Origin of the sequence: Streptomyces ficellus, assembly GCF_030406405.1 — a bacterium.
GTDB lineage: Bacteria > Actinomycetota > Actinomycetes > Streptomycetales > Streptomycetaceae > Streptomyces > Streptomyces ficellus_B.
The window spans coordinates 119,033-132,228 of record NZ_JAUEPL010000007.1; the positions used below are offsets into that span (position 1 = coordinate 119,033).

The window sequence follows — 13,196 nt, forward strand, 5'->3', positions numbered from 1 at the left end:
GTCCGATGACGGAACGGAAGAAGGACCGGCCCTGGCTCATGCGGACGTATGCCGGTCACTCGACCGCCGAGGCGTCCAACGAGCTGTACCGGCGCAACCTCGCCAAGGGCCAGACCGGTCTGTCCGTCGCCTTCGACCTGCCGACGCAGACGGGCTACGACCCGGACCACATCCTCGCCCGCGGCGAGGTGGGCCGGGTCGGGGTCCCGGTCTCGCACCTCGGTGACATGCGCCGGCTGTTCCAGGACATCCCCCTGGAGCAGACGAACACGTCCATGACCATCAACGCCACCGCCATGTGGCTGCTGGCGCTCTACCAGGTGGTCGCGGAGAAGCAGGGCGCGGACATCACCAAGCTCCAGGGGACGACGCAGAACGACATCGTCAAGGAGTACCTGTCGCGCGGAACGCACGTCTTCCCGCCCGGTCCCTCGCTGCGCCTGACCACCGACATGATCACCTACACGGTGAACCACATCCCCAAGTGGAACCCGATCAACATCTGCAGTTACCACCTCCAGGAGGCGGGCGCCACGCCGGTCCAGGAGATCTCGTACGCCATGTCGACGGCGATCGCCGTCCTCGACGCGGTGTTCGCCTCCGGGCAGGTGGCGCAGGAGCGCAAGGGCGAGGTCGTCGCCCGTATCTCCTTCTTCGTGAACGCGGGCGTCCGGTTCATCGAGGAGATGTGCAAGATGCGGGCCTTCGGCCGCATCTGGGACACGATCACGCGGGAGCGGTACGGGATCGAGGACCCCAAGCACCGCCGCTTCCGCTACGGCGTGCAGGTCAACTCGCTCGGCCTGACCGAAGCGCAGCCGGAGAACAACGTCCAGCGCATCGTCCTGGAGATGCTGGCCGTGACGCTGTCGAAGAACGCACGCGCGCGGGCCGTGCAACTCCCCGCGTGGAACGAGGCGCTGGGCCTGCCCCGCCCCTGGGACCAGCAGTGGAGCCTGCGCATCCAGCAGGTGCTGGCGCATGAGAGTGACCTGCTGGAGTACGAGGACATCTTCGAGGGCTCGCACGTCATCGAGGCGAAGGTCGACGCCCTGGTCACCGAGTGCCTGGCCGAGATCGACCGGATCCAGGAGATGGGCGGCGCGATGGCCGCCGTCGAGTCCGGCTACCTCAAGTCGCAGCTGGTGTCCTCGCACGCCGAGCGGCGGGCGCGGATCGAGTCCGGCGAGGAGAAGATCGTCGGCGTCAACTGCTACGAGTCGACCGAGCCCAACCCGCTCACCGCGGACCTGGACACCGCCATCATGACGGTGGACCCCGCCAATGAGGCGCGGGTGGTGGCGAAGCTGCACGAGTGGCGCGACAACCGCGACGAGACCCGGGCCCAGGAGGCGCTGGCCGAGCTCAAGGCGGCGGCCGCCGGAGAGGCGAACCTCTTCCCGGCCACCCTGGAGTGCGCCCGCGCGGGCGTCACCACCGGCGAGTGGGCCTGGGCGCTGCGCGACGTGTTCGGCGAGTACCGCGCCCCGACGGGCGTGTCGTCCGCGCCGGTCGCGGTCGCCGCCGAGGAGGGCACGCCGCTGGCCGCCGTACGCCGGAAGGTGGCGCGCACGGCCGAGGAGCTGGGCGCCGGGCGGTTGCGGCTGCTGGTGGGCAAGCCGGGCCTGGACGGGCATTCCAACGGGGCCGAGCAGATCGCGGTACGCGCGCGTGACGCCGGTTTCGAGGTGGTCTACCAGGGCATCCGGCTGACCCCCGAGCAGATCGTGAACGCGGCTCTCGCGGAGGACGTGCACTGCGTGGGACTGTCGATCCTGTCGGGCTCGCACGCCGAGCTGGTGCCCGACGTGCTGGCCAGGCTGCGCGAGGCCGGCGCCTCGGACATTCCGGTCATCGTCGGCGGGATCATCCCCAGCGCCGACGCCGCCGAACTGAAGCGGGCGGGAGTGGCCGCCGTCTTCACCCCGAAGGACTTCGGGATCACGGAGATCATCGGTCGTATCGTCGACGAGATCCGGAAAGCGAACAAGCTCGACCCTCTGGAGGTCCCCGCATGACCAGCCCTGTGAACCGTCTCCGCCCGCGCCGTTCCTGCCTGGCGGTCCCCGGTTCCAACCCGCGTTTCCTGGAGAAGGCCCAGGGCCTGCCCGCCGACCAGGTCTTCCTGGACCTGGAGGACGCGTGCGCGCCGCTGGCCAAGCCGGAGGCGCGGCACACCATCGTCACGTTCCTCAACGAGGGTGACTGGACGGGCAAGACCAGGGTCGTGCGGGTCAACGACTGGACGACCGAGTGGACCTACCGCGACGTCGTCACCGTCGTCGAGGGCGCGGGCCCCAACCTGGACTGCATCATGCTGCCGAAGGTGCAGAACGCCGAGCAGGTCGTGGCGCTGGACCTGCTGCTGACGCAGATCGAGAAGACGATGGGCTTCGAGGTCGGCCGGATCGGCATCGAGGCGCAGATCGAGAACGCGCGCGGCCTGAACAACGTCAACGAGATCGCCCAGGCCTCACCGCGCATCGAGACGATCATCTTCGGCCCGGCCGACTTCATGGCGTCCATCAACATGAAGTCGCTGGTCGTCGGCGAGCAGCCGCCCGGCTACCCGGCCGACGCGTATCACTACATCCTGATGAAGATCCTGATGGCGGCCCGCGCCAACGACCTCCAGGCGATCGACGGTCCGTACCTCCAGATCAAGAACGTGGACGGCTTCCGCGCGGTGGCCGGCCGCGCCGCCGCGCTCGGCTTCGACGGCAAGTGGGTGCTGCACCCGGGCCAGGTCGACGCGGCCAACGAGGTGTTCTCGCCGTCCCAGGAGGACTTCGACCACGCCGAGCTGATCCTGGACGCGTACGAGTACTACACGTCCGAGGCGGGCGGCAAGAAGGGCTCGGCGATGCTCGGCGACGAGATGATCGACGAGGCCAGCCGCAAGATGGCGCTGGTCATCTCCGGCAAGGGCCGCGCCGCCGGCATGACCCGTACCTCGAAGTTCGAAGCCCCGGAGGCCTGAGCACCATGCAGTTCGGACGCACCTATGAGGAGTTCGAAGTCGGCGCCGTGTACAAGCACTGGCCCGGGAAGACGGTCACCGAGTACGACGACCACCTCTTCTGCCTGCTGACGATGAACCACCACCCCCTCCACATGGACACCAACTATGCGGAGAAGACGACGGACTTCGGGAGGAACGTCGTCGTCGGCAATTACATCTACTCGCTCCTGCTGGGCATGTCCGTGCCGGACGTCTCCGGCAAGGCGATCGCCAACCTGGAGATCGAGTCGCTGCGCCATGTGGCGCCGACCTTCCACGGCGACACCATCTACGGCGAGACCACCGTCCTCGACAAGACGCCCTCGAAGTCCAAGTCCGACCGGGGGATCGTGTACGTGGAGACCAAGGGCTACAAGCAGGACGGCACGCTCGTGTGCGTCTTCCGCCGCAAGGTGATGGTCCCCACCGAGACGTACATCAAGGAGCGCGGCGGCGAGCAGCCCGGCCGGCCCGAACCGAAGCAGCAGGAGAAGTAGTCATGGCCCGACTCGCGCAGACGCACGGTCTGACCGACGTTCAGCAGGAGATCCTCTCCACCGTCCGGGACTTCGTCGACAAGGAGATCATCCCGGTCGCGACCGAGCTGGAGCACCGTGACGAGTACCCGCAGGACATCGTCGACGGGCTGAAGGAGCTGGGCGTCTTCGGGCTGATGATCCCGGAGGAGTACGGGGGTCTGGGCGAGTCCCTGCTCACGTACGCGCTGTGCGTGGAGGAGATCGCGCGCGGCTGGATGTCCGTGTCGGGCATCATCAACACCCACTTCATCGTCGCGTACATGCTCAAGCAGCACGGCACGCAGGAGCAGAAGGACACCTTCCTGCCGCGCATGGCGGCGGGCGAGGTGCGCGGTGCGTTCTCGATGTCGGAGCCGGCCCTGGGCTCGGATGTGTCGGCCATCACATCGAAGGCGGTGAAGGACGGCGACGAGTACGTCCTGAACGGTCAGAAGATGTGGCTGACGAACGGCGGCACGTCAACCCTGGTCGCCGTTCTCGTCCGAAGTGACGAAGGACACCCCGAGGGCACCGCGCCCCACAAGTCGATGACGACCTTCCTGGTGGAGAAGGAGCCGGGCTTCGGAGAGGTCCGGCCGGGCCTCACCATTCCCGGGAAGATCGACAAGATGGGCTACAAGGGCGTCGACACCACCGAGCTCATCATGGACGGACTGCGCATTCCGGCCAATCGTGTCCTCGGTGGGACCACCGGCCGAGGGTTTTACCAAATGATGGACGGTGTCGAGGTCGGCCGGGTGAATGTCGCGGCGCGTGGTTGCGGAGTCGCGCAGCGTGCATTTGAGCTGGGAGTCTCGTACGCCCAGCAACGTCACACTTTCGGCAAGCCGATCGCTCAGCACCAGGCGATCCAGTTCAAGCTGGCCGAGATGGCTACCAAGGTCGAGGCCGCTCATGCCATGATGGTCAACGCAGCCCGCAAAAAGGACTCCGGGGAACGAAACGACCTGGAAGCAGGGATGGCGAAGTACCTCGCCTCCGAATACTGCAAAGAGGTCGTCGAGGACGCCTTCCGTATCCATGGCGGCTACGGATTCTCGAAGGAGTACGAAATCGAGCGTCTCTACCGAGAGGCGCCGATGCTGCTCATCGGTGAAGGTACCGCCGAGATCCAGAAAATGATCATTGGGCGTCGGTTGCTCGAGGAGTACCGGTTCCAGGGTTGATTGCCGCTTTGAGGTCGGTTTGGCCGCGAAGAAGATCACACCCTGTCATCCTCTTCCGGCCGCCGACTCGGCTTCTGGCTTGCCCAGTTGCGGCCCGCAACCGATAGCATCGCCCGAAAGCCGCCGTCCCCCGCAACCGCGCGGCATCATCCGCTACGAAGGTCATCCATGCCCCACAGCCAAACCTCTGCACCTCGCGACAGCCTCCTTGGCGTGCGTATCGCTCGCGGAGCATCGCCGTGGCTCCTGCCGACCGTCGCCACCGCCGCACTCAGCCTTGCCCGCTCGCGCCGTTCCAAGCGCGCCGCGGCCATCGCCGTGCCCACCACCGCTCTGGCGGCGGGCATGCTGTGGTTCTTCCGCGACCCCGAGCGCGAGATCGCGCAGGGGCGGGTCATCTCGCCCGCCGACGGCGTGGTGCAGAGCATCATGCCGTGGAAGGACGGGCGTACCCGGGTCGCCATCTTCATGAGCCCGCTGAACGTCCACGTCAACCGCGCCCCGCTGGCGGGCACGGTGACGTCCGTCGAGCACGTGCCCGGCGGTTTCGTGCCGGCGTTCAACAAGGAGAGCGAGAACAACGAGCGCGTTGTCTGGCACTTCGACACCGAGCTCGGTGACATCGAGATGGTGCAGATCGCGGGCGCGGTCGCCCGTCGCATCGTGCCGTACATCCCCCAGGGGACCAAGGTCGAGCAGGGCGAGCGTATTGGTCTGATCCGCTTCGGATCGCGCGTTGACATCTACCTTCCGGAAGGTGTCGACGTCGCTGTCGAGGTCGGTCAGACCACGACCGCGGGGGTGACTCGAATTGACCGTGATTGATCCTGAGACCCCGGCCAACTGGGTCGCGGACGCCGAGGCGGACGCCGCCGAGGAAGCCGAGGAGATGCCGCTGTCACTGCGGCTCTCAATAGCGGACACGCTTACCCTCGGTAACGCGACCTGCGGTTTCATGGCCGTGTACTTCACCACCACCGGCATCCTGATCCCGCACCTCACGGGCAGCGACGAGACCGGCATGGCGCGGCACTCCGCCGCGACGGCCGTGATCCTGATGCTGTGCGCGGCGGTCTTCGACCTGTTCGACGGGCTCGTGGCGCGCAAGCTCCGCAGCTCGCCGATGGGCGCCGAGCTGGACAACCTGTCGGACCTGATCAGCTTCGGTCTGGCCCCGGCGTACTTCGTCCTCGTCTACGGGATGGTCGCGGACGACGCGCACCAGCGGGTCTCCGCGGTGGCCGCGATCGTGGTGCTGCTGGCGGTGGTGCTACGCCTGGCCAGGTTCAGCTGCGTGACCATGAAGGACGGCATGTTCCAGGGCATGCCCTCCCCCTTCGGGGCGCTGACGGTGGTCTCCATCGTGCTGCTGGAGCTGCCGTTCATCCCGACGCTGCTGGCGATCATCGGTACGGCGTGGCTGATGGTGAGCCGGGTCGAGTACCCCAAGCCGCGGGGCGTTCTCGCGGTGGCGATGCTCAGCTGGATCGTCGGCGCGATGGGCCTGCTGGCCGCGTGGGCGTTCGACGCGCCGGGCGGGCAGCTGCTGCTCCAGACCGGCTGCGCGCTCCAGGTGGTGCTGGGCGCCGTGATCCCCCTCTTCGCGACGGCCCGGCGGGTGAACACCTTCCGCGACAACCGGCGCGAGAGCCGGGAGGCGCGGGCGGCGCAGCTGCCGTAGTCCTGGCGTAGGTCTGGCGTAGGTCTGCCTTGGACCTGCCTGGCGGGAAGTGTGAGGAAGGGCCCGGGTGCGGGGAACCGCATCCGGGCCCTTTCGCGTGCGGGCCATGACAGCGATGTCTTATTTGGCATGGATCATCACGCTTTGGGCACCTCGGTTCTGAGTACTGACCGAAAGGAGCCACCATGGTCATCAGGAAGTTCCACGAGATGGGCGTGCGCAGCGAGCACGCGTACATGGCCGCCTTCGCGTCCATCGGCCTCTCCATCGCCAGCTGGGCCGGGTCCCTCAAGCTGGAGCCCGGCACAGGACTCGCCCGCGCCGACCGGTGGGGCATATTCGTCGGCCAATGGGCACCCACGTTCTTCGGCCTCGGGCTCGCTCTGTCCCACTACGAGCAGCACGACGGCACCCTCGTCGTCGACACCCGGGAAGTCCGCAGAGAGGCCGCCTAGCCGCACAGTGGCAGCCGCAGCCGCTCAGGGGGCGGGCGGCGGCCCGGCCCGGCACGGTGCATGCCACCGTGCCGGGCCGTGGCGTTCACAGCGCGGCACGGCGTCCGGCTCGGGGCTCTGACGCTCTGCGCCCTGCGCTCTACGTCAGGAAGTCGCGGGCGATGTTCGCCGCGACGCGTTCCAGCAGCGGGCCGGCCTCCGCGATGCACCTGGCGGTGTCCGGTTCGATCTCCGTCAGCGCGTAGGCGCGGCGGATGCCCGCCCGGCCCAGGGCCTCCGGCGGCAGGGCGAGACGGCCGCAGACGGCGACCACCTCGACACCGGCCGCGCGGGCGGCCGCGGCGACCCCCGCCGGGGCCTTGCCGTGCAGGGTCTGCTCGTCCAGGGAGCCCTCGCCGGTGATGACCAGCGTGGCGCGGGCGAGGGCCGGGGCGAAGCCCAGGACGTCCAGCATGACGTCGATGCCGGGGCGGAAGCTCGCGCCGAGGCCGACGAGCGCCCCGTAGCCGATGCCGCCCGCGGCGCCCGCGCCCGGCGACTCGGCGAGCTCGGTGGCCCGGGAGCCGATCGCGTCGGCCAGCACGGAGGCGAAGTGGGCCAGGGCCGCGTCCAGCTCGGCCACGTCCTCCGGCGAGGCGCCCTTCTGCGGCCCGTACACGGCCGGAGCGCCCTTGGGCCCCGTCAGCGGGTTGTCGACGTCGCTGGCGAGCACCAGGTCCACGTCCTGGAAGCGGGCGTCGAGGCCGGACAGGTCGGCGGTCGCGAGATCCTTCAGGGCGCCGCCCCCCGGGCCGACGGGCTTGCCGTCCGCGTCCAGGAACCGGGCGCCCAGCGCGGCCAGCATGCCGGCGCCGCCGTCCGTGGTGGCGCTGCCGCCCACGCCGAAGACGATGGTGCGCGCGCCCGCGTCGAGCGCGGCGCGCAGCAGCTCACCGGAGCCGTACGTGGTGGACGTCAGCGGTGCGAAGACGCCCTCGGGCAGCAGCTGGAGCCCGGACGCCTCGGCCATCTCCACCACGGCCGTGGCGCCGCGCAGCGCGTACGCCGCGGTCACCGGTTCGCCGAGCGGCCCGGTCACCCGTACCTCACGCCGCTCGAACCCGGCCGCCACCGCGGCCGCGACCGTGCCGTCGCCGCCGTCCGCGACGGGCAGGGTCTCCACCTCGATCCCGGGGACGACGTGCCGGAGCCCGGCCGTCACCCGCTCCGCGACCTGTACGGCCGTGAGCGAACCCTTGAACTTGTCAGCCGCGACGAGCACGCGCGCGGCCTCAGTTACTGCTCCGTCCGTCACCCTTGCATCCCTTGCTTTCGAACAGGCAGTCGCGCCGACGCCGACCCTATCCGTACGGTCTGACGGTGGCCAGTCCCCGCCGCTGGTCAGGGGCGCGGCGCGGGGCTGAGTCGGGAGCGTCCGGACGGGGTCCGGCGCCCGGGTCGCGGGCGTGGGCCATTCGTGTGACGCTGCCATCATGACGTGGGCATCGTGGACGACGACCGATGTGTACACGGGACGTGGCGGGGTTCGTACCGACGAGCTGGGCATCGTCACGGGCAACGTCACCGTGCACACCACATGGGCGGACGGCGAGGCGCAGATCGCCGTCCAGTACAGCGGGGCGTCCGAGTGGTTCACCATGACGGGCAGCCCCGTGCCGTGCCACTCCGAGAAGGACAGCAGGATCCTGCACGAGGCGGTGGTGGAGACCGTACGGGCGGGCGGCGGGGCCGTCGTACCGTCCTCCGTGCCGTCGGCGTGAACGGGCCGCCGCTCGCGGACCGCATCCTCGGCGGCTGGTCCGGGCGCATCGCCGGGAACATGCTGGGCAAACCGGTGGAGCGCGGCGACCACTGGACACGGGACCGGATCGACCGGTACCTGCGCGCGACACACGCCCTGCCCCTGACCGACTACCTCCCCGAGCCGCCGCCGGACGCCTCCGGAGCCGGTTTCGAGCTGCGCCCCGAGTGGCGCGAGTGCGTACGCGGCCGCGTCCACGGCAGCTGCCGCGACGACGACGTGGACTACGCGATCCTCGCGCTGCACCTGCTGGAGACGCACGGGTTCGCCTTCACCACGGAGCAGGTCGGCGAGCTGTGGCTGCTGCGGCTGCCCTTCCGGCAGACGTTCACCGCCGAACGGGCCGCCTACCGCAACCTCGTGGGCGGCCTGAAACCGCCGCTGACCGCGACGTACGACAACCCGTACCAGGAGTGGATCGGCGCCCTCATCCGCGCCGACGTCTTCGGCTGGACCTCCCCCGGCGACCCGCGCCGTGCCGCCGCTCTGGCCCGCCGCGACGCGGTGCTCTCCCACACGGGCAACGGCGTGTACGGCGCGATGTGGGCGGCCGCCCTGACCGCGGCGGCGTTCACGGCCGCCGGTCCGCGCGCCGCTGTCGAAACGGCGCTGGAGCGCATCCCCGCGAGCAGCCGCCTCGCCCGCGTGGTCCGGCACGTGGTGGCGCTCCACGAGGCGGGCGTGAGCTGGCCGGACGCGCTCACGGAGGCGGAGCGGGAGACGTCGGGGCTGCACTGGATCCACACGCTCCCGAACGCCGCGGTCATCACGGCGGGGCTGCTGTACGGGGCGGGCGACTTCAGCCGGACCATCGCGCTCACGGTCCGCGGCGGCCTCGACACCGACTCCAACGGCGCCACCGCCGGTTCCGTCGCGGGCGTGCTGTGCGGGGCGTCGGGCATCCCGCGCCACTGGACGGACCCGCTGGAGGACCGGGTGCGCAGCGCGGTGTTCGGCTTCGACGGCGTACGCATCGGTGAACTGGCCGAGCGGACGCTCGCCCTGAGCGGGCCCGGGGACGGCACCGAGCGGGAACTGAGCGCGAACTGAGCGGGACCGAGCGGGAACTGAGCGTCCACCGAAGCGGCGTGAGTCGGCACTAAGCTGACCGGTGTGACCACCTCCGATTACGCCGCGTACATCGCCGGTCTCCCCCGCGTCCTGGCCGGTGCCGCCGCCCTGTTCCGCGACGGCGAGGGCCGTGTCCTGCTCGTGGAGCCCAACTACCGCGAGGGCTGGGCGCTGCCCGGCGGGACCATCGAGTCCGACGCGGGCGAGACCCCGCGCGAGGGCGCGCGGCGGGAGACGCTGGAGGAGATCGGCCTGGACGTGGAGCTGGGGCCGCTGCTCGCGGTGGACTGGGTGCACGGGCCCGGGCGGCCGCCGATCGTGGCGTACGTGTACGACGGCGGGGTGCTGAGCGGCGAGCAGTTCCGGGCGATCCGGCTCCAGGAGGCGGAGCTGATCTCGTGGAAGCTGGTGGAGCGCGAGGAGCTGCCGACGTATCTGCTCGGGTCGCTGGGCTTCCGCGTGATGTCCGCGCTGGACGCGCTGGACGCGCCGGCGGACGGCTGCCGGGGCGCGGTGGAGCTGGTGAACGGCCGCCCGGTGCGCTGACCGGCGGACGACCAGCCCCGGTCACCGGTCCCGGTCACTGGTCCCCCGGTCACCGGCCACCGGCCACCGGCCACCGGCCCAGGTCACCGGCACCGGCACCGGCCCAGGTCACCGGTCCGGTCACGGCCCCCGGCCACCAGTCCCCGGCCGAATCCGTTCGCGGGGCCCGCCCTCCGCTGCGTAGCCTCGCGGTATGACTCTCGTCGCGATCCTGAGCGGTGCCGGTATCTCCACGGACTCCGGTATCCGTGACTACCGAGGGCCGAACGGCCTGTGGCGGCGCGATCCGGAGGCGGAGAAGCTCGTCACGTACGCGTACTACATGGCCGATCCGGAGATCCGGCGCCGGTCCTGGCGGATGCGGCGCGACACCGGGGCGCTGCGGGCCGAGCCGAACGCCGCGCACCGGGCGATCGCCGAGCTGGAGCGGAGGCCCGGGTTCGCGGTGCGGGTGATCACGCAGAACGTGGACGGGCTGCACCAGCTCGCCGGGATGCCGGAGCGCAAGGTGCTCGAACTGCACGGCACCGCGCGGGCGGTGGTGTGCACCGGGTGCCACGCGCGGTCCCCGATGGCGGACGCGCTGGCGCGGGTCGAGGCGGGCGAGGAGGACCCCGCGTGCGAGGCGTGCGGCGGGATCCTCAAGTCGGCGACCGTGATGTTCGGCGAGCGGCTGGACCCGGTGGTGCTGGGCGAGGCCATGGGGATCGCCAAGGCCGCCGAGGTGTTCCTCGTGGTGGGCTCGACGCTCCAGGTGCAGCCCGCCGCGTCCCTGGCCGGGATCGCGGCGGAGCACGGGGCGCGGCTGATCATCGTGAACGCCGAGCCGACGCCGTACGACGAACTGGCCGACGAGGTCGTGCGGGAACCGATCGGGACCGCCTTGCCCGCGCTCCTCAAACGGCTTTAGAAAAGGGTCTCCTCCGCGGCTGCGCCGCTTTCGAAGGCGAGCAGGCGCTGCTTGCGGTCGAGGCCGCCGCCGTATCCGGTGAGACTGCCGCTCGCGCCGATGACGCGGTGGCACGGGACGATGATGCTGACCGGGTTCTTGCCGTTGGCGAGGCCGACGGCGCGGGAGGCGCCGGGTTTGCCGAGGACCACGGCGAGTTCGCCGTACGAGCGGGTCTCGCCGTACGGGATCTTTCGCAACTCGTCCCAGACTCTGCGCTGGAACGGTGTGCCGGCCAGCTGCAACGGCAGGTCGAAGGTGGTCAGTTCGCGCGCGTAGTAGGCGTCGAGCTGGCGGATCACCTCGCGGAAGGGACGCGGGTCCGGGTCGCCGAAGGTCTCCTGTGGCGGGCGGTGACGGTGGTCGGTCATGTACAGCCCGCTGAGGACGCCATCGGTTGCGACGAGTGTCAGGAGGCCGTAGGGGCTGTCGGTGACGGTGTGCTGACGGTTCATCAAGGTACCTTCACATGGGCAGGTGGTTGATGGGGTGGTTATCGGTCGCCCAGAGGTACTGGACGGCGTACGCGCGCCAGGGCCGCCACGCGGCGGCGCGGGCGGTCAGCGCGGCGGGCGTCGAGGGCAGGCCCAGGGCGGCGGCGGCGCGCCGGACGCCGAGGTCGCCCGGGAGGAACGCGTCGGGGTCGCCCAGGCCGCGCATCGCGATCACCTCGACCGTCCAGGGGCCGAAGCCCGGCAGGACGCCGAGGCGCGCGCGGGCCTCCTCCCAGTCGCTGTCCGTACCGAGCCGGAGGGAGCCGTCGGCGAGGGCGCCGATCAGGGTGGTGAGCGTGGTGCGGCGGCTGCGCGGCAGGGCGAGGGCCTCCGGGTCGAGGGCGGCGAGCGCCTCGGGTGCGGGGAAGAGGTGGGTGAGCCCGCCCTCGGGGTCCTCGACGGGGGTGCCGTGCGCGGTGACCAGGCGGGCCGCGTGGGTGCGGGCGGCGGCGGTGGAGACCTGCTGGCCGAGCACCGCGCGTACGGCGAACTCGGCGGGGTCGGCGGTACGCGGGACGCGTCGGCCGGGCGCCTTGTCGACCAGGGGCGCGAGGAGGGGATCCGTACGGAGGCGGTCGTCCACCGCGACGGGGTCGGCGTCGAGGTCGAGCAGCCAGCGGCAGCGGCTGATGGCGAGGGTGAGGTCGCGCGGGTCGGTGAGGGACAGGCGGCAGGCGATGTGGTCGGGGCGCGGGGCGAGGGCGACGATGCCGTGGCCGTGCGGGAGGGCGAGGGTGCGCCGGTAGGCGCCGTCGCGCCACTCCTCCACCCCGGGGACGGCGGTCGCGGCGAGGTGGCCGAAGAGGTTGTCGGGGTTCAGGGGCGCGCGGTAGGGCAGCCGGAGCGCGATGACACCGGGGGTTGGCGGGGCGGCCTTGTGGCGGGTGGCGCGGGCGCGGAGTTCGCCGGGGGCGAGGGCGAAGACCTCGCGGACGGTGTCGTTGAAGGTGCGGATGGAGGAGAAGCCGGCCGCGAACGCGACGTCCGCCATGGGCAGGGCGGTGGTCTCGATGAGGACGCGGGCGGTCTGGGCGCGCTGGGCGCGGGCCAGGGCGAGCGGCCCGGCGCCGAGTTCGGCGAGCAGTTGGCGCTCGATCTGCCGGGTGGAGTAGCCGAGCCGGGAGGCCAGGCCCGGAACGCCCTCCCGGTCGACGATGCCGTCGCGGATGAGGCGCATGGCGCGGGCGACGGTGTCGGCGCGGGCGTTCCACTCGGGGGAGCCCGGGCTGGTGTCGGGGCGGCACCGCTTGCAGGCGCGGTACCCGGCCTGCTGGCAGGCGGCGGCGCTCGGGTAGAACACCATGTTCTCGGGCTTCGGCGGCACCACCGGGCAGCTGGGCCGGCAGTAGATGCGGGTGGTCAGCACGGCGGTGAAGAACCAGCCGTCGAACCGGGCGTCCTTGGACTGGACGGCCCTCACGCAGCGCTCGGTGTCGGTGTGCATGGCTCCAGCATCGGCCACGGCGATGCGCGGACGCTGGCGAGAAAACGAC

At 70.8% G+C, this 13,196-nt stretch carries 14 protein-coding genes; 11 read left to right on the forward strand and 3 right to left on the reverse strand.

Annotated elements, in window-relative coordinates; genetic code table 11:
- Nucleotides 1–5 precede the first annotated feature (5 nt).
- From QWM81_RS07770 to QWM81_RS07800, 7 genes are all read left to right on the forward strand, one after another.
- The gene (locus QWM81_RS07770) at nucleotides 6–2,018 is read left to right on the forward strand and encodes a protein meaA (RefSeq protein WP_290111035.1); all 2,013 of its coding nucleotides are present in this window, start codon (nucleotides 6–8) and stop codon (nucleotides 2,016–2,018) included.
- A complete protein-coding gene (locus QWM81_RS07775) occupies nucleotides 2,015–2,980 on the forward strand; it encodes an HpcH/HpaI aldolase/citrate lyase family protein (protein ID WP_290110922.1) in 966 nt (321 codons plus the stop codon). The genes QWM81_RS07770 and QWM81_RS07775 overlap by 4 nt, the downstream gene beginning before the upstream one ends.
- 5 nt (nucleotides 2,981–2,985) lie before the next feature.
- Nucleotides 2,986–3,498 carry a MaoC family dehydratase gene (locus tag QWM81_RS07780; RefSeq protein WP_290110923.1) on the forward strand — a complete coding sequence of 171 codons (513 nt, stop codon included), beginning with the start codon at nucleotides 2,986–2,988 and terminating at the stop codon, nucleotides 3,496–3,498.
- Nucleotides 3,499–3,500: 2 nt separating this feature from the next.
- On the forward strand, nucleotides 3,501–4,706 hold the full coding sequence (locus QWM81_RS07785) for an acyl-CoA dehydrogenase family protein (protein WP_290110924.1): 1,206 nt from the start codon (nucleotides 3,501–3,503) through the stop codon (nucleotides 4,704–4,706).
- 168 nt (nucleotides 4,707–4,874) lie between these two features.
- The gene (locus tag QWM81_RS07790) at nucleotides 4,875–5,531 is read left to right on the forward strand and encodes a phosphatidylserine decarboxylase (RefSeq protein WP_126884277.1); all 657 of its coding nucleotides are present in this window, start codon (nucleotides 4,875–4,877) and stop codon (nucleotides 5,529–5,531) included.
- A complete protein-coding gene (gene pssA / locus QWM81_RS07795; RefSeq protein WP_290111036.1) occupies nucleotides 5,524–6,387 on the forward strand; it encodes a CDP-diacylglycerol--serine O-phosphatidyltransferase in 864 nt (287 codons plus the stop codon). Before QWM81_RS07790 ends, pssA begins: the two co-directional genes overlap by 8 nt.
- Before the next feature lie 185 nt (nucleotides 6,388–6,572).
- The gene (locus QWM81_RS07800; protein ID WP_290110925.1) at nucleotides 6,573–6,842 is read left to right on the forward strand and encodes a hypothetical protein; all 270 of its coding nucleotides are present in this window, start codon (nucleotides 6,573–6,575) and stop codon (nucleotides 6,840–6,842) included.
- Between the two features lie 139 nt (nucleotides 6,843–6,981).
- Here the strand turns inward: QWM81_RS07800 and QWM81_RS07805 are convergent, their stop codons facing one another.
- Nucleotides 6,982–8,136 (reverse strand): glycerate kinase, encoded by a 1,155-nt coding sequence (locus QWM81_RS07805; protein ID WP_290110926.1) that lies wholly within the window; start codon nucleotides 8,134–8,136, stop codon nucleotides 6,982–6,984.
- 178 nt (nucleotides 8,137–8,314) lie between these two features.
- On the opposite strand from QWM81_RS07805, the gene QWM81_RS07810 reads away from it, so the two are divergent.
- The 4 genes from QWM81_RS07810 (at nucleotide 8,315) to QWM81_RS07825 (ending at nucleotide 11,170) form a co-directional block, all read left to right on the forward strand.
- Entirely contained in the window at nucleotides 8,315–8,602 is a 288-nt protein-coding gene (locus QWM81_RS07810; protein ID WP_290110927.1) for a hypothetical protein, read from the forward strand.
- A complete protein-coding gene (locus QWM81_RS07815) occupies nucleotides 8,599–9,693 on the forward strand; it encodes an ADP-ribosylglycohydrolase family protein (RefSeq protein WP_290110928.1) in 1,095 nt (364 codons plus the stop codon). The genes QWM81_RS07810 and QWM81_RS07815 overlap by 4 nt, the downstream gene beginning before the upstream one ends.
- Nucleotides 9,694–9,756: 63 nt before the next feature.
- Nucleotides 9,757–10,260, forward strand: a complete 504-nt coding sequence (locus QWM81_RS07820; RefSeq protein WP_290110929.1) for an NUDIX domain-containing protein — start codon at nucleotides 9,757–9,759, stop codon at nucleotides 10,258–10,260.
- A gap of 193 nt (nucleotides 10,261–10,453) precedes the next feature.
- Nucleotides 10,454–11,170 (forward strand): SIR2 family NAD-dependent protein deacylase, encoded by a 717-nt coding sequence (locus QWM81_RS07825; RefSeq protein WP_290110930.1) that lies wholly within the window; start codon nucleotides 10,454–10,456, stop codon nucleotides 11,168–11,170.
- Here the strand turns inward: QWM81_RS07825 and QWM81_RS07830 are convergent.
- On the reverse strand, nucleotides 11,167–11,664 hold the full coding sequence (locus QWM81_RS07830) for a methylated-DNA--[protein]-cysteine S-methyltransferase (protein WP_290110931.1): 498 nt from the start codon (nucleotides 11,662–11,664) through the stop codon (nucleotides 11,167–11,169). The genes QWM81_RS07825 and QWM81_RS07830 overlap by 4 nt on opposite strands.
- Nucleotides 11,665–11,674: 10 nt before the next feature.
- Nucleotides 11,675–13,147: an AlkA N-terminal domain-containing protein gene (locus tag QWM81_RS07835; protein WP_290110932.1), complete on the reverse strand. Its 1,473-nt coding sequence runs from the start codon at nucleotides 13,145–13,147 to the stop codon at nucleotides 11,675–11,677.
- Between the last annotated feature and the right edge of the window lie 49 nt (nucleotides 13,148–13,196).